The organism is Mesorhizobium sp. J8 (genome assembly GCF_016591715.1).
Lineage (GTDB): Bacteria > Pseudomonadota > Alphaproteobacteria > Rhizobiales > Rhizobiaceae > Mesorhizobium.
The window spans coordinates 3,437,848-3,451,099 of sequence record NZ_AP024109.1 but is presented as its reverse complement, the minus strand read 5'-3'; the positions used below and the strand labels follow the sequence as shown (position 1 = coordinate 3,451,099).

The following is a 13,252-nucleotide window of genomic DNA, read 5'->3' as shown; positions in this document are numbered from 1 at the left end:
TCCCGCTTTTTGCTGTGTGGACCCTTCGGTTCGGGATCATGCTCTAAATGGGCAGACCGCCTCAATAACGCAACACCTGTCGCAATATCTGCCCGCCGCGCTCGACGGTAAAGCGCCACCAGCGCGTGTCCTGCTGGGCAACCTGTGCCAGCGTTGCAGCGGTGTCGATGGTGGTGCCGTTCACCTCGCGCACGATATCGCCGGGCTGGAAGCCGAAATCGGCGGCCGGCGAATCGCGGCTGATATCGATGACCGTGACGCCCTTGAGATCAGTGCGCAGGCCAAGCCGCTGAGCAAGCCTGGGCGAAAGCTCCGCAACCTTGGCGCCGGAAAAGGGACTGCGGCCGCGCAGAGTGACTTCGCTGGCCTTGGCGCCTTCCGGCGCGCGCTCCAGGGGAATTTCCAGCGTCGCCTGCTGCCCCTTGCTCAGCACGGCGAAGGTTGCCTTGGTGCCGATCGACAGCGTCGCCATGCGGTAGTCGAGCGCCTCGATGCTTTCGACCGGCGTGTTGTTGAGCGACAGAATGACGTCGCCAGGCTTCAAGCCGGCCTTGCCGGCAGGTCCGGCCGGGTCAACGGACGACACCAGGGCGCCGGTTGGCTTCTCCATGCCGAGCGATTCGGCGATCTGCGGCGTGACCATCTCAAATTCCGCGCCGACATAGGGCCGCTCGAAGAAGTCGAGGCCGGCCTTGGCGGCGTCGGCGAAGGCGCGCACCATGTTCGAGGGAATGGCGAAGCCGATGCCGATCGAGCCGCCGCTGCGGCTGTAGATCGCCGTGTTGATGCCGACCAATTGGCCGCCCATGTTGATCAGCGCGCCGCCCGAATTGCCGGGATTGATGGCCGCATCGGTCTGGATGAAATAGCCCGAGTCCGAGACGCCGATATGGCTGCGGGCGAGCGCCGAGACGATGCCGCTGGTGGTGGTCTGGCCGACGCCGAAGGGGTTGCCGATGGCAAGCACCAGGTCGCCGACCTCGAGCGCGTCGGAATCGCCGATCGCGATCACCGGGAACGGCTTGTCGGCCGAGATCTTGAGCACGGCGAGATCGAGCGTCTCGTCCTTGAGCATGACCTTCGAGGTGAACTCGCGCCCGTCCGCGGTCGCGACCTTCACCTCGTCGGCGTCCTTGATGACGTGGAAATTGGTGACGATGACGCCGCTCGGATCGACCAGCACGCCGGAGCCCAGTGAGGACTGCGCGCGCGGCTGGGCACGGCCGAAGAACTCCTCGAAGAAGGGATCGCCCTCGAAAGGCGACGTCACCTTGGCGGTCTGCGAGGCATAGACATTGACGACGGCAGGGGCCGTCTGCTTGACCAGCGGCGCGAAGGAGAGATGCACCTCCTCGCGGCCGAAGGGCACGCGCTTGTCGGGCCCGGAGGTGCCGTTCTCGCCCTCGACACCATGCAACAGGTCGGTCAGCACATCGGAGAGCCCGGGATCGGCCGGCTTGGCGGCGTTCTCGGCAAAAGCCTGTCTTGCGGCCGGTGCCGCGGCGAAGACAGCCAGCGCGGCAACAAGAAACAGTCGTTTGAGGCGCATTTCGAATCCCTCCAGATCGGGCGCCATTGTCCCGACGATTGTGCAGAATGAAAGGCTAATGCACATAATTGCGACACTTGTCGCGCAAAAGCGTGAAGCCGGAAGTGAAATTCCTTCAGCCCGGCCCAAACCACTCCAAATGCAAAAAGGGGCCCGAAGGCCCCTTGAAGTCATTGATGAAAACGCGCGCCTCAGGCGGCCGCGGCTTCCTCATTGGCGCCTTCAGCCTCGAGGCGGGCACGGTCGGCGGCGCCCTTGGCCGAGGTGTCGCGGTCGACGAATTCAATGACCGCCATCGCGGCGTTGTCGCCCTTGCGGAAGCCCGCCTTCATGATGCGCAGATAGCCGCCGTTGCGCTGCGCATAACGCGGCGCAATCGTGTCGAACAGGCGCTTCACGACCGGCTCGTTGCCGATCTGGGCGATGACCTGACGACGGGCGTGCAGGTCGCCGCGCTTGCCGAGCGTGACGAGCTTCTCGACGATCGGACGCAGGTCCTTCGCCTTCGGCAGTGTGGTGACGATCTGCTCGTGCTCGATCAGAGACACGGCGAGGTTGGCGAACATCGACTTGCGGTGGCTTACGCTGCGGGCGAAGCGACGGCCTTTGAAACCGTGGCGCATGGCTCTTTTCCTTCTTCAGTTGTTCAAGAGGCCACGGCCTCTGATGGTTTTCCGCATGACCGTCGGATCGAGCGGCTCGCGCCGCCGATCCTTGGAATTCATGCTCAATATTGGTCTTCGTAACGCTTGGCGAGGTCTTCGATGTTTTCCGGCGGCCAGTCCGGCACTTCCATGCCGAGATGGAGGCCCATGGCCGCCAGCACTTCCTTGATCTCGTTCAGCGACTTGCGGCCGAAGTTCGGGGTGCGCAGCATCTCGGCTTCGGTCTTCTGGATCAGGTCGCCGATATAGACGATGTTGTCGTTCTTCAGGCAGTTGGCCGAACGCACCGACAGCTCGAGCTCGTCGACCTTCTTGAGCAGCGCCGGGTTGAAGGCGAGCTCGGTGACGGCTTCGGTGGCGACTTCCTTCTGCGGCTCGTCGAAGTTGACGAACAGCGCCAGTTGGTCCTGCAGGATGCGGGCGGCGAAAGCCACCGCGTCCTCGCCCGAGATCGAGCCGTTGGTCTCGATGGTCATGGTCAGCTTGTCATAGTCGAGCACCTGGCCTTCGCGGGTGTTCTCGACCTTGTAGGAGACCTTTTTCACCGGCGAGTAGAGCGAGTCGACCGGGATCAGGCCGATCGGCGCATCCTCGGCGCGGTTGCGCTCGGCCGGCACATAACCCTTGCCGGTGTCGACGGTGAACTCCATGCGGATCTCGGCGCCCTCGTCCAGCGTGCAGATGACGTGGTCGGGGTTGAGGATCTCGACGTCACCCACGGTCTGGATGTCGCCGGCAAGCACGGCGCCCGGGCCCTGCTTGCGCACGACCATGCGCTTGGGGCCATCGCCTTCCATGCGGATGGCGATTTCCTTGATGTTGAGCACGATGTCGGTCACGTCCTCGCGCACGCCGGCGATGGACGAGAATTCATGCAGCACGCCGTCGATCTGCACGGCGGTGACGGCCGCGCCGCGCAGGGAAGACAGAAGCACGCGCCGCAGCGCGTTGCCCAGCGTCAGACCAAAGCCGCGTTCGAGCGGCTCGGCCACCAGCGTGGTTAGCGTCTTCTTCTTCGACGAGAACTCGATCTTGTTCGGCTTGATCAGTTCCTGCCAGTTTTTCTGGATCATAAATGTCTTCCTTCCTTTGCCCCGCCACCATCCAATCGTGGCGGGCGACACGGAAAACCGCGGAGGAACGCCGTGGCGTTCGCGCGGCGCTTAAAAAATCAGACGCGGCGCTTCTTGCGCGGACGGCAGCCATTGTGCGGAATCGGCGTTACGTCGCGGATCGAGGTGATGGTGAAACCCGCCGCCTGAAGCGCGCGAAGGGCCGATTCACGGCCGGAGCCGGGTCCGCAGACCTCGACCTCGAGCATGCGCATGCCGTGTTCCTGCGCCTTCTTGGCGACGTCCTCGGCAGCCATCTGGGCGGCGAACGGAGTCGACTTGCGCGAACCCTTGAAGCCCTGGGCACCGGCCGACGACCAGGCAATCGAATTGCCCTGCGCGTCGGTGATGGTGATCATAGTGTTGTTGAAGGTCGAATTGACGTGGGCAACGCCCGACGAGATGTTCTTGCGTTCGCGACGGCGAACACGAGCGGCTTCCTTGGCCATGGTAGTCCTTTCAGTTGATCTCTACACCGCCGTAATGCCAGCGGCTCCACCTTGGGAAGGCAGTAGGGGAATAGGGCGGTAAGGGAGTGGGGAAACGCGATCTCCCTATTGCCTTACTGCCCTACTCCCTTACTCCCCTAATTACTTCTTCTTGCCGGCGATCGCCTTGGCCGGCCCCTTGCGGGTGCGCGCATTGGTGTGCGTGCGCTGGCCGCGGACGGGCAGCGAGCGGCGGTGACGCAGGCCGCGATAGCAGCCGAGGTCCATGAGCCGCTTGATGTTCATCGAGACTTCGCGGCGCAGGTCGCCTTCGACCTGGTAGTCGCGGTCGATCGTCTCGCGGATCTGCAGCACTTCCGCGTCGGTCAGCTGGTTGACGCGGCGATCCGCCGGGATGCCGACCTTGTCGACGATCTCCTGGGCAAACTTCTTGCCGATTCCGTGAATGTACTGAAGCGCAATGACGACGCGCTTGTTGGTCGGAATGTTGACGCCGGCTATACGAGCCATGTTCTTCTCTCTCTCCATGTAGGCCGGTCGAGCCGGCGTTCAAGTTACCCGCGTCCGGTGGAGGCCGGCCCTTGCGGGAGTTTCCTGGTTCAAAGCGGATGCCTTGCCCGCAAGGGCAAGCAAAGTCCATGCCTGATAGGAAGACGGGCCGCCATACCCCAACGGCCCGTTCCCGTCAAGCGCAATCTTCAATTGTCGGCGCGAGCTACTTCGCCGCGGCCGCGAGCACCTTGCTGATCTCGTCGGTCACGGCATCGATACTGGCCATGCCGTCGACGGTCTTGAGCTTGCCTTTGGCGTAGTAGTAGCCGGTCAGCGGGGCCGTCTTCTTGTAATATTCGCGCAGGCGTTCCTCGAACACCGCCGGGTTGTCGTCCTTGCGCACCGGCTGGCCGGCGGCCTTGGCATCCTCGGCGCGTTTGATGATTCGGCCAACGAGCGCCTTGTCGTCGACGACCAGCTCGATGACGGTGTCGAGCGCGATGCCGCGCTCGGCAAGCATGGCCTCGACCGCGTCGGCCTGGACCAGCGTGCGCGGATAACCGTCGAGGATGAAGCCCTTGGCGCAATCCGGCTGGTCGATGCGTTCCGCGACGATGGCATTGACGATCGCGTCCGAGACCAACTCGCCGGCATCCATCACTGCCTTGGCCCGCTTGCCGACCTCCGTTCCGGCCTGGACGGCGGCACGCAGCATGTCACCCGTCGAGAGCTGGGGTATGCCGTGTTTTTCTACCAGTCTTTGTGCTTGCGTCCCCTTGCCCGCTCCTGGCGGCCCAAGCAATATCAGCCTCATCTGCTCCTCTTACCCCCGCGCAACTTCGACTTCTTGATCAGGCCCTCATACTGGTGCGCGATCAGGTGGCCCTGAATCTGCGCCACCGTATCGAGCGTGACACTGACCACGATCAGAAGCGATGTGCCACCGAGATAGAAAGGTACGCCAGTCGCCGAAATCAGGAACTCCGGCAGCAGACAGACCAGCACCAGGTAGATGGCGCCGACCACGGTGATACGCGTCAGAACATAGTCGATATATTCAGCCGTGCGCTCGCCCGGACGATAGCCCGGGATGAAGCCGGAATGCTTCTTGAGCTGGTCGGCCGTGTCCTTCGGGTTGAAGACGATCGCCGTGTAGAAGAAGGCGAAGAAGACGATCATGCCCGCATAGAAGATCATGTAGAGCGGCTGCCCGTGACCGAGCGAGGCCAGGATCGTGCTTGCCCAGGCCGGCAGGTTGGTCGCCTGCGAGAAGCCCGCGACCGTCGCCGGCAGAAGAAGCAGCGAGGACGCGAAGATCGGTGGGATGACGCCCGAGGTGTTGAGCTTCAGCGGCAAATGCGAGGTATCGCCCTGGAACATGCGGTTGCCGACCTGGCGCTTCGGGTACTGGATCAACAGGCGGCGCTGCGCGCGCTCGAAGAAGACGATCAGCGCGATGACGACGATGGCCAGAACGATGATCGCGAGGATGAGACCCGTCGACAGCGCGCCGGTGCGGCCGAGCTCCAGCGTGCCGGAGATCGCACGCGGCAGGCCGGCGACGATGCCGGAGAAGATGATCAGCGAAATGCCGTTGCCGATGCCGCGCGCCGTGATCTGCTCGCCGAGCCACATCAGGAACATGGTGCCGCCGACCAACGTGACGACGGTGGAGATGCGGAAGAACATGCCGGGATCGTTGACGATGCCGTTGCCGCCTTCGAGGCCGATCGAAATGCCGTAGGCCTGGATCAGCGCCAGAAGCACGGTGCCGTAGCGCGTGTACTGGTTGATGATCTTGCGGCCCTGTTCGCCTTCCTTCTTCAGCGATTCCAGCGACGGGATGACCGAGGTCATCAGCTGCATGATGATGGAGGCGGAGATGTAAGGCATGATGCCCAGCGCGAAGATCGCCATGCGCTGCACGGCGCCGCCGGCAAACATGTTGAACATGCCGAGCACGCCCTTGCTCTGCGAGGAGAAGGCCTGGGCGAAGGCGTCGGGGTTGATGCCGGGAAGCGGGATGTAGGTGCCGAGGCGGTAGACGAGCAGCGCGCCGATGGTGAACCAGATGCGCTTCTTGAGATCCTCGGCCTTGGCGAAGGCCGCGAAATTCAGATTGGAGGCTAGTTGTTCAGCAGCCGAAGCCATGCCTGATTCTCCGCTAGAGCATGAGGCCGAAAAGTGAGGAGCGGTTTCCGGACGACATCTGCTCTACTTCATTGATTTCCGTGTCACGCTCGATGCCCGCAGCTCAGGCGGCGCGTGTCACCGAAGCTCACGAGATAAGCTCCGGACCGTAAACATGCAAGCGGCCGCGTTGACGCGGCCGCCCAATTCATCTGGTCAAAGCGCGGTTCGACGGAAAATGCGAAGTCATCCCGGTCGGCCGCGCTTCAAATCGCCGTTACTCGGCGGCGGCCGCTTCCGGCAGCTTCACCGAACCGCCGGCCTTCTCGATCTTCTCGATCGCCGCCTTGGAGGCGCCGGCGACGTCGAAGGAGAGCTTGGCCTTGAGCTCGCCGTCGGACAGCACGCGCACGCCGTCCTTGGCGCGACGGATGACGCCGGCGGCAACCAGGGCCTCAGCCGTCACAGCCGCCTTGGCGTCGAGCTTCTTGGCGTCGATCGCCGCCTGGATCTTGGCCAGCGACACAATCGCGAAGCTCTTGCCGAACAGGTTGTTGAAGCCGCGCTTCGGCAGGCGACGATAGAGCGGCATCTGGCCGCCCTCGAAGCCGTTGATGGCAACGCCCGAACGGGCCTTCTGACCCTTGACGCCGCGACCGGCGGTCTTGCCCGAGCCGGAGCCGATGCCGCGACCGAGGCGCTTCCTGGAATGCGTGGCGCCGTCCTTGTCACGCAGATCGTTGAGTTTCATCATTCTTCTCCTGCGCTTCCGTTCACGCCTCGTCCACGACGCGGACGAGGTGCTGGACGGCGGCGATCATGCCGCGCACGGAAGGGGTGTCTTCCAGCGTGCGCCGCTTGTGCATCTTGTTCAAGCCGAGGCCGACCAGCGTCGCACGCTGCTCCTTCGGCCGGCGGATCGGGGAGCCGATCTGCTCGACGGTGATGGTCTTGGTAGCTTTCTTGGCCATGGTCGAAATCCCTGGTCAGCGTCGACTATTCTTCAGCCGCGACGGCGGTGCCGCGGCGGGCCTGAAGGGTCGAGTACTTGATGCCGCGCGCGGCAGCCACATCCTTCGGATGCATCTGGCTCTTCAGCGCGTCGAAGGTGGCGCGAACCATGTTGTAGGGGTTCGACGAGCCCATCGACTTGGCGACCACGTCATGCATGCCGAGCGTCTCGAAGACGGCGCGCATCGGGCCGCCGGCGATGATGCCGGTACCCTGCTTGGCGGAGCGCAGCAGAACGCGTCCGGCTCCCCAACGGCCCTCGACGTCGTGATGCAGCGTGCGGCCTGAGCGCAGCGGCACGAAGATCATGTCGCGCTTGGCCGATTCGGTCGCCTTGCGGATGGCTTCCGGCACTTCGCGCGCCTTGCCGTGGCCGAAGCCGACGCGGCCCTTCTGGTCGCCGACGACGACGAGAGCGGCAAAGCCGAAACGACGGCCGCCCTTCACCACCTTGGCGACGCGATTGATGTGGACGAGCTTGTCCACCATGCCGTCGTCACGCTCTTCGCGTTCACGCTCGCGGCCGCGGCCGCCTTCTCTACGTTCCTGTGCCATATCCTAGTCCTTGTTCTTTTCCGGAAGCACGGGGTTGCTGTTTGCCGACGCCGCCTTGGGTCATCGGCGGCGAAATTAGAAGCTCAGGCCGCCTTCGCGGGCAGCTTCGGCCAGCGCCTTGACGCGGCCATGATAGATGTAGGGGCCGCGGTCGAAGACGACTTCCTTGACGCCGGCCTTCGCTGCGCGCTCGGCGATCAGCTTGCCAACGGCGGCGGCGGCAGCGGTGTCGGCGCCGGTCTTGAGCGAACCCTTGAGGTCCTTCTCGAGCGTCGAGGCGGCGGCCAGGGTATGGCCCTTGGCGTCATCGATCACCTGGACGTAGATGTTCTTCGAGGTGCGGTGCACCGACAGACGCGGGCGCGCGCCGGCGACCTTCTTGATCTGGCGGCGGATGCGCTGCGCGCGGCGCTGGGTGGCTTCTTTCGTGCTCATACTGTCAGTTCCCTGCCTTCAGAAAACGGGGGCAACCCTATGCGGTAGGCCAAGCTTCCCGCGGCCGCTCCCCGCGGCGTTACACGTCTGTGGCTTGGCCCGCAACTCTGCGGGCCAGCCTATTACTTCTTCTTGCCTTCCTTGCGCACGATGCGCTCGTCGGCATAGCGCACGCCCTTGCCCTTGTACGGCTCCGGACCGCGATATTCGCGGATCTCGGCGGCGACCTGGCCGACCTGCTGCTTGTCAATGCCCGAGACCGTAATTTCGGTCGGCTTCGGCACCGAGATGGTGATGCCCTGCGGCGTCTCATAGACCACGTCGTGGCTGAAGCCCAGCGCGAGCTGCAGGTTCTTGCCCTGCATGGCGGCGCGATAGCCGACGCCGGTGATCTCGAGCTTCTTCTCGAAGCCGTCCTTCACACCCTGCAGGATGTTGACGATCTGCGTGCGCGACATGCCCCACTTGGAGCGGGCGGTCTTGGTCTGGTCGCGCGGCTGGACGGAGATCTCGTTGTTCTCCATCTTCACCAGCACCTCGTCGTTCACCACGAACTTCAGCTCGCCCTTCGGGCCCTTCGCCGTCACGGTCTGGCCGTTGACGGTCGCGGTCACGCCCTGCGGCAGCGAAACGGGTTTCTTTCCGATACGAGACATTTTGTTGTCCTCGTCACTTCTTTCGTTTCAGGTTCCAGTTCCCGGGCGCGATCCCGAGAACCGAAGCCCATTCATCAATCTCTTGGCCGATCAGAAGATCTGGCAGAGGATTTCGCCGCCGACATTCTGCTCGCGCGCTTCATGGTCGGCCATGACGCCCTTCGGCGTCGAAAGGATGGCGATGCCGAGGCCGTTGGCGACCTGCGGGATCGACTTGGCCGAGACATAGACGCGGCGGCCGGGCTTCGAGACGCGCTCGATTTCGCGCACGACCGGAGCACCGTCGAAATACTTCAGCTCGATCTCGATTTCCGACTTGCCGTTTTCGAAGTCGGTCTGGCTGTAGTCGCGGATATAGCCTTCCGACTTCAGCACGTCGAGGACGCGGGTGCGCAGACGCGAGGCCGGGGTCGAAACGCTCGACTTCTTGCGGCCATAGGCGTTGCGGATGCGGGTCAGCATATCGCCGAGAGGATCGCTCAATGACATCTCAGTGTCTCCTTACCAGCTCGACTTGACCAGGCCCGGGATCTGGCCGGTGTTACCCAGATCGCGAAGCGCGATACGCGAAAGCTTGAGCTTGCGATAAAAGGCGCGCGGACGGCCCGTGACTTCGCAGCGGTTGCGGATGCGGATCTTGGCCGAGTTGCGCGGCAGCGCCGAAAGCTTCAACTGGGCGCGGAAACGCTCTTCCATCGGCTTGGACTGATCCATGATGATGGCCTTGAGCGCCGCGCGCTTGGCGGCGTACTGACCGGCAAGCTTGCGGCGCCGGTTGTTCTTCTCGACTGAGCTGGTCTTTGCCATTTCAGATTTTTCCTTTTTCGCTGCCGTTACTGGCGGAAGGGGAAGTTGAAGGCCTTGAGCAGTGCTCTCGCCTCGTCATCCGTCTTCGCCGTCGTACAAACGATGACGTCCATGCCCCAGACCTGATCGACCTTGTCGTAGTTGATCTCCGGGAACACGATGTGCTCCTTGATGCCCATGGCGTAGTTGCCACGGCCGTCAAAGCTCTTCGGATTCAGTCCGCGGAAGTCGCGAACGCGCGGCAGCGCGATGTTCACGAGGCGGTCGAGGAACTCGTACATGCGTTCCTTGCGCAACGTGACCTTGGCGCCGATCGGCATGTTCTCGCGCACCTTGAAGCCCGCGATCGACTTGCGCGAGCGGGTGACGACGGCCTTCTGGCCGGCGATCAGCGCGAGATCCTCGGCCGCGACCGAGGGCTTCTTGGAATCGGCGGTTGCTTCGCCGACACCCATGTTCAGCACGATCTTGTCGATGCGCGGAACCTGCATGTCGTTCTCGTAGCCGAACTGCTCCTGCAGCGCCTTGCGGATGGTCTCCTGATAGACCTTCTTGAGGCGCGGCTCGTTCTTGGCAGCCGCCTGCTTGGTTTCAGCCTTAGCCATTGATGACTTCTCCCGAACGCTTGGCGACGCGCACCTTCTTGCCGTCCTTCTGGATGGTGAAGCCGACGCGGGTCGGCTTGCCGTCCTTGGGGTCGGCCAGCGCGATGTTCGACAGGTGGATCGGCGCTTCCTTGGTGATGATCCCGCCCTCTTGGGACTGGGTCTGCTTCTGGTGACGGCGAATGAGGTTCACGCCGCGGACGACCGCGGTGTCTTCCTTCGGCTGCACCGACAGGACTTCGCCCGAACGGCCCTTGTCCTTGCCGGCAAGCACGACGACCTTGTCGCCTTTTCTGATCTTTTGCATTGGTCCGGCTCCTTACAGCACTTCAGGCGCGAGCGAGATGATCTTCATGTGGTTCTTGGCGCGCAGCTCGCGCGGAACCGGTCCGAAGATACGGGTGCCGATCGGCTCTTTCTTATTGTCGACGAGAACGGCCGCGTTCTTGTCGAAACGGATCACGCTGCCGTCCGGACGGCGGATGTCCTTGGCCGTGCGAACCACGACCGCCTTCATCACATCGCCCTTCTTAACGCGGCCGCGCGGAATGGCTTCCTTGATCGACACCACGATGATGTCGCCGACGGAGGCGTACTTCCGCTTCGAGCCGCCCAGCACCTTGATGCACATGACACGACGGGCGCCGGAATTGTCCGCGACGTCGAGGTTTGTTTGCATCTGAATCATGACTGGCCGCCTTCTTCTTTTCTAACGGGACAGGCGCGCGACGCCCCTCCCCGGTCTGTCCAAAATTCGTTTGTTTACGCCTGGTCCGAGGTAACCACGACCCAGCGCTTGTCCTTCGAAATCGGCTTCGATTCCTGGATGAACACCTGGTCGCCGACCTTGTGGGCGTTGTTCTCGTCGTGCGCCTTGTACTTCTTGGTCATGCGCACGGTCTTCTTCATCACCGGATGCGTGAAGCGACGCTCGACCTTGACGACAACCGTCTTCTCGTTCTTGTCGCTGACGACGGTGCCCTGCAGGATACGCTTCGGCATGGTCTTAACCCTTCTTGGCCGCGGCTTTTTCCGCGGCGATGGTCTTGATGCGCGCGATGTCCTTGCGAACCTGCTTCACGCGCGCGGTCTTCTCGAGCTGGCCGGTGGCCTTCTGGAAGCGCAGGTTGAACTGCTCCTTCTTGAGGGCTGCCAGGTCGTCGGCCAGCTGATCCTGGGTCTTGGTCCGGATGTCTTCGGCTTTCATGATCGCCTGTCCTTATTCTGCGATGCGCTGCACGAAGCGCGTCTTGACCGAGAGCTTGGCGGCGCCGAGACGCAGCGCCTCACGCGCGGTCTCCTCGCTGACGCCGTCGATCTCGAACATGATGCGGCCAGGCTTCACGCGCGCCGCCCAATAGTCGACGCCGCCCTTGCCCTTACCCATGCGAACTTCGGTCGGCTTCGAGGTGACCGGCAGGTCCGGAAACACCCGGATCCAGACGCGGCCGGCGCGCTTCATCTCGCGGGTGATCGCGCGGCGGGCCGCCTCGATCTCGCGCGCAGTGACGCGGTTCGGCTCAAGCGCCTTCAGCCCGAAACCGCCGAAATCCAGGTTGGTGCCGCCCTTGGCGGTACCGTGGATACGGCCCTTGAACTGCTTGCGGAACTTTGTGCGCTTTGGCTGCAGCATCGTTCTAACTCCAAATTCTCAAATGTCTCAGGCGTTCTCGCGGCGACGGCCACGTTCGCGCTCGCCACCAGCACCGCCGCCGCCATGCGCGGCATCGCCTTCGGTTGCGCGGCGCTCGGAAGCCATCGGGTCGTGCTCGAGGATCTCGCCCTTGAACACCCACACCTTGACGCCGCAGATGCCGTAAGCCGTGTTGGCCTCGGCCGTGCCGTAGTCGACATCGGCGCGCAGGGTGTGCAGCGGCACGCGGCCTTCGCGGTACCACTCCATGCGCGCGATTTCGGCGCCGCCAAGACGGCCGGAGCAGTTGATGCGGATGCCTTCGGCGCCGAGACGCATGGCCGACTGAACGGCGCGCTTCATGGCGCGGCGGAACGCGATACGGCGCTCGAGCTGCTGGGCGATCGACTGGGCGATCAGCGTGGCGTCGATCTCGGGCTTGCGCACTTCAACGATGTTGAGGTGCGTTTCGGACTTCGTCATCTCGGTCAGCTTCTTGCGAAGCTTCTCGATGTCGGCGCCCTTCTTGCCGATGATGAGACCCGGACGCGCCGCGTGGATGGTGACGCGGCACTTCTTGTGCGGACGCTCGATCACGACCTTGGAAATCGCAGCCTGCTTGAGCTCCTTCTCGAGATACTTGCGGATCTTGAGGTCCTCATGCAGCAGCTGGCCGTACTCGCCGGTGTTCGCGAACCAGCGCGAATCCCAGGTGCGGTTGATGCCGAGACGCAGCCCGATCGGATTGACTTTCTGGCCCATTATGCGGCCTCCCCTTTTTCCTCGACTTCACGAACGACGATCGTGAGGTGCGAGAACGGCTTCTCGATACGGCTGGCGCGACCGCGGCCACGAGCGTGGAAACGCTTCATGACGATCGACTTGCCGACATAGGCTTCCGCCACCACCAGCGCATCGACATCGAGGTCGTGATTGTTTTCCGCGTTGGCGATCGCCGACTCCAGCGTCTTCTTGACCGTGCCGGAAATCCGCTTGGCCGAGAATTCGAGGTCGGAAAGCGCGGTCGCGACCTTCTTGCCGCGGATCAGCGCGGCAACCAGGTTGAGCTTCTGCGGGCTGATACGGATCGTGCGCAGAACGGCACGCGCCTCGTTGTCAGCAAGCCTGCGCGGAGCTTTGGCCTTGCCCATGA

General features: G+C 63.3%; 22 protein-coding genes. All 22 read right to left on the bottom strand.

Annotated features, from left to right (window positions below):
• Nucleotides 1–61: 61 nt before the first annotated feature.
• Nucleotides 62–1,549: a DegQ family serine endoprotease gene (locus tag MJ8_RS16570; protein WP_201409929.1), complete on the bottom strand. Its 1,488-nt coding sequence runs from the start codon at nucleotides 1,547–1,549 to the stop codon at nucleotides 62–64.
• Between the two features lie 191 nt (nucleotides 1,550–1,740).
• Nucleotides 1,741–2,172 carry a 50S ribosomal protein L17 gene (gene rplQ, locus MJ8_RS16565; RefSeq protein WP_201409928.1) on the bottom strand — a complete coding sequence of 144 codons (432 nt, stop codon included), beginning with the start codon at nucleotides 2,170–2,172 and terminating at the stop codon, nucleotides 1,741–1,743.
• A gap of 104 nt (nucleotides 2,173–2,276) precedes the next feature.
• A complete protein-coding gene (locus tag MJ8_RS16560; RefSeq protein WP_040994640.1) occupies nucleotides 2,277–3,287 on the bottom strand; it encodes a DNA-directed RNA polymerase subunit alpha in 1,011 nt (336 codons plus the stop codon).
• Nucleotides 3,288–3,385: 98 nt separating this feature from the next.
• Nucleotides 3,386–3,775, bottom strand: a complete 390-nt coding sequence (gene rpsK / locus MJ8_RS16555) for a 30S ribosomal protein S11 (protein WP_006205444.1) — start codon at nucleotides 3,773–3,775, stop codon at nucleotides 3,386–3,388.
• 141 nt (nucleotides 3,776–3,916) lie between these two features.
• Nucleotides 3,917–4,285, bottom strand: coding sequence for a 30S ribosomal protein S13 (gene rpsM / locus MJ8_RS16550; protein ID WP_027170351.1), 369 nt, complete (start codon nucleotides 4,283–4,285; stop codon nucleotides 3,917–3,919).
• A 205-nt stretch (nucleotides 4,286–4,490) separates the two neighbouring features.
• Nucleotides 4,491–5,081 carry an adenylate kinase gene (locus tag MJ8_RS16545; protein WP_201409927.1) on the bottom strand — a complete coding sequence of 197 codons (591 nt, stop codon included), beginning with the start codon at nucleotides 5,079–5,081 and terminating at the stop codon, nucleotides 4,491–4,493.
• Nucleotides 5,078–6,418, bottom strand: coding sequence for a preprotein translocase subunit SecY (gene secY / locus MJ8_RS16540; protein ID WP_201409926.1), 1,341 nt, complete (start codon nucleotides 6,416–6,418; stop codon nucleotides 5,078–5,080). Before secY ends, MJ8_RS16545 begins: the two co-directional genes overlap by 4 nt.
• Nucleotides 6,419–6,674: 256 nt before the next feature.
• Nucleotides 6,675–7,148 carry a 50S ribosomal protein L15 gene (gene rplO / locus MJ8_RS16535; RefSeq protein WP_040994634.1) on the bottom strand — a complete coding sequence of 158 codons (474 nt, stop codon included), beginning with the start codon at nucleotides 7,146–7,148 and terminating at the stop codon, nucleotides 6,675–6,677.
• Nucleotides 7,149–7,170: 22 nt separating this feature from the next.
• Nucleotides 7,171–7,368, bottom strand: a complete 198-nt coding sequence (rpmD, locus tag MJ8_RS16530) for a 50S ribosomal protein L30 (RefSeq protein WP_027170355.1) — start codon at nucleotides 7,366–7,368, stop codon at nucleotides 7,171–7,173.
• A 25-nt stretch (nucleotides 7,369–7,393) separates the two neighbouring features.
• Nucleotides 7,394–7,963 carry a 30S ribosomal protein S5 gene (gene rpsE, locus MJ8_RS16525; protein WP_201409925.1) on the bottom strand — a complete coding sequence of 190 codons (570 nt, stop codon included), beginning with the start codon at nucleotides 7,961–7,963 and terminating at the stop codon, nucleotides 7,394–7,396.
• Nucleotides 7,964–8,038: 75 nt separating this feature from the next.
• Nucleotides 8,039–8,398, bottom strand: a complete 360-nt coding sequence (gene rplR / locus MJ8_RS16520; RefSeq protein WP_040983012.1) for a 50S ribosomal protein L18 — start codon at nucleotides 8,396–8,398, stop codon at nucleotides 8,039–8,041.
• 122 nt (nucleotides 8,399–8,520) lie between these two features.
• On the bottom strand, nucleotides 8,521–9,054 hold the full coding sequence (rplF, locus tag MJ8_RS16515) for a 50S ribosomal protein L6 (RefSeq protein WP_201409924.1): 534 nt from the start codon (nucleotides 9,052–9,054) through the stop codon (nucleotides 8,521–8,523).
• Between the two features lie 90 nt (nucleotides 9,055–9,144).
• A complete protein-coding gene (gene rpsH, locus MJ8_RS16510; RefSeq protein WP_040983017.1) occupies nucleotides 9,145–9,543 on the bottom strand; it encodes a 30S ribosomal protein S8 in 399 nt (132 codons plus the stop codon).
• 12 nt (nucleotides 9,544–9,555) lie between these two features.
• Entirely contained in the window at nucleotides 9,556–9,861 is a 306-nt protein-coding gene (rpsN, locus tag MJ8_RS16505; protein WP_040983019.1) for a 30S ribosomal protein S14, read from the bottom strand.
• Nucleotides 9,862–9,887: 26 nt separating this feature from the next.
• Entirely contained in the window at nucleotides 9,888–10,466 is a 579-nt protein-coding gene (gene rplE / locus MJ8_RS16500) for a 50S ribosomal protein L5 (RefSeq protein ID WP_052457750.1), read from the bottom strand.
• The gene (rplX, locus tag MJ8_RS16495) at nucleotides 10,459–10,773 is read right to left on the bottom strand and encodes a 50S ribosomal protein L24 (RefSeq protein WP_040983021.1); all 315 of its coding nucleotides are present in this window, start codon (nucleotides 10,771–10,773) and stop codon (nucleotides 10,459–10,461) included. The genes rplE and rplX overlap by 8 nt, the downstream gene beginning before the upstream one ends.
• A 12-nt stretch (nucleotides 10,774–10,785) precedes the next feature.
• Complete coding sequence (gene rplN, locus MJ8_RS16490; protein WP_006205457.1) at nucleotides 10,786–11,154, bottom strand: 50S ribosomal protein L14; 369 nt, start codon at nucleotides 11,152–11,154, stop codon at nucleotides 10,786–10,788.
• A gap of 74 nt (nucleotides 11,155–11,228) precedes the next feature.
• Nucleotides 11,229–11,468, bottom strand: coding sequence for a 30S ribosomal protein S17 (gene rpsQ / locus MJ8_RS16485; RefSeq protein WP_042642192.1), 240 nt, complete (start codon nucleotides 11,466–11,468; stop codon nucleotides 11,229–11,231).
• Nucleotides 11,469–11,472: 4 nt separating this feature from the next.
• Entirely contained in the window at nucleotides 11,473–11,673 is a 201-nt protein-coding gene (gene rpmC, locus MJ8_RS16480; protein WP_201409923.1) for a 50S ribosomal protein L29, read from the bottom strand.
• A 12-nt stretch (nucleotides 11,674–11,685) separates the two neighbouring features.
• Nucleotides 11,686–12,099, bottom strand: a complete 414-nt coding sequence (gene rplP / locus MJ8_RS16475) for a 50S ribosomal protein L16 (RefSeq protein WP_040970378.1) — start codon at nucleotides 12,097–12,099, stop codon at nucleotides 11,686–11,688.
• 27 nt (nucleotides 12,100–12,126) lie between these two features.
• Complete coding sequence (rpsC, locus tag MJ8_RS16470) at nucleotides 12,127–12,861, bottom strand: 30S ribosomal protein S3 (protein ID WP_112129139.1); 735 nt, start codon at nucleotides 12,859–12,861, stop codon at nucleotides 12,127–12,129.
• Complete coding sequence (gene rplV / locus MJ8_RS16465) at nucleotides 12,861–13,250, bottom strand: 50S ribosomal protein L22 (RefSeq protein WP_010909277.1); 390 nt, start codon at nucleotides 13,248–13,250, stop codon at nucleotides 12,861–12,863. The genes rpsC and rplV overlap by 1 nt, the downstream gene beginning before the upstream one ends.
• Nucleotides 13,251–13,252: the final 2 nt, after the last annotated feature.

Coding starts and splice junctions, on each gene's coding strand:
- MJ8_RS16570 (WP_201409929.1), bottom strand. CDS start 1,549: ATGCGCCTCAAACGACTGTTTCTTGTTGCCGCGCTGGCTGTCTTCGCC.
- rplQ (WP_201409928.1), bottom strand. CDS start 2,172: ATGCGCCACGGTTTCAAAGGCCGTCGCTTCGCCCGCAGCGTAAGCCAC.
- MJ8_RS16560 (WP_040994640.1), bottom strand. CDS start 3,287: ATGATCCAGAAAAACTGGCAGGAACTGATCAAGCCGAACAAGATCGAG.
- rpsK (WP_006205444.1), bottom strand. CDS start 3,775: ATGGCCAAGGAAGCCGCTCGTGTTCGCCGTCGCGAACGCAAGAACATC.
- rpsM (WP_027170351.1), bottom strand. CDS start 4,285: ATGGCTCGTATAGCCGGCGTCAACATTCCGACCAACAAGCGCGTCGTC.
- MJ8_RS16545 (WP_201409927.1), bottom strand. CDS start 5,081: ATGAGGCTGATATTGCTTGGGCCGCCAGGAGCGGGCAAGGGGACGCAA.
- secY (WP_201409926.1), bottom strand. CDS start 6,418: ATGGCTTCGGCTGCTGAACAACTAGCCTCCAATCTGAATTTCGCGGCC.
- rplO (WP_040994634.1), bottom strand. CDS start 7,148: ATGAAACTCAACGATCTGCGTGACAAGGACGGCGCCACGCATTCCAGG.
- rpmD (WP_027170355.1), bottom strand. CDS start 7,368: ATGGCCAAGAAAGCTACCAAGACCATCACCGTCGAGCAGATCGGCTCC.
- rpsE (WP_201409925.1), bottom strand. CDS start 7,963: ATGGCACAGGAACGTAGAGAAGGCGGCCGCGGCCGCGAGCGTGAACGC.
- rplR (WP_040983012.1), bottom strand. CDS start 8,398: ATGAGCACGAAAGAAGCCACCCAGCGCCGCGCGCAGCGCATCCGCCGC.
- rplF (WP_201409924.1), bottom strand. CDS start 9,054: ATGTCTCGTATCGGAAAGAAACCCGTTTCGCTGCCGCAGGGCGTGACC.
- rpsH (WP_040983017.1), bottom strand. CDS start 9,543: ATGTCATTGAGCGATCCTCTCGGCGATATGCTGACCCGCATCCGCAAC.
- rpsN (WP_040983019.1), bottom strand. CDS start 9,861: ATGGCAAAGACCAGCTCAGTCGAGAAGAACAACCGGCGCCGCAAGCTT.
- rplE (WP_052457750.1), bottom strand. CDS start 10,466: ATGGCTAAGGCTGAAACCAAGCAGGCGGCTGCCAAGAACGAGCCGCGC.
- rplX (WP_040983021.1), bottom strand. CDS start 10,773: ATGCAAAAGATCAGAAAAGGCGACAAGGTCGTCGTGCTTGCCGGCAAG.
- rplN (WP_006205457.1), bottom strand. CDS start 11,154: ATGATTCAGATGCAAACAAACCTCGACGTCGCGGACAATTCCGGCGCC.
- rpsQ (WP_042642192.1), bottom strand. CDS start 11,468: ATGCCGAAGCGTATCCTGCAGGGCACCGTCGTCAGCGACAAGAACGAG.
- rpmC (WP_201409923.1), bottom strand. CDS start 11,673: ATGAAAGCCGAAGACATCCGGACCAAGACCCAGGATCAGCTGGCCGAC.
- rplP (WP_040970378.1), bottom strand. CDS start 12,099: ATGCTGCAGCCAAAGCGCACAAAGTTCCGCAAGCAGTTCAAGGGCCGT.
- rpsC (WP_112129139.1), bottom strand. CDS start 12,861: ATGGGCCAGAAAGTCAATCCGATCGGGCTGCGTCTCGGCATCAACCGC.
- rplV (WP_010909277.1), bottom strand. CDS start 13,250: ATGGGCAAGGCCAAAGCTCCGCGCAGGCTTGCTGACAACGAGGCGCGT.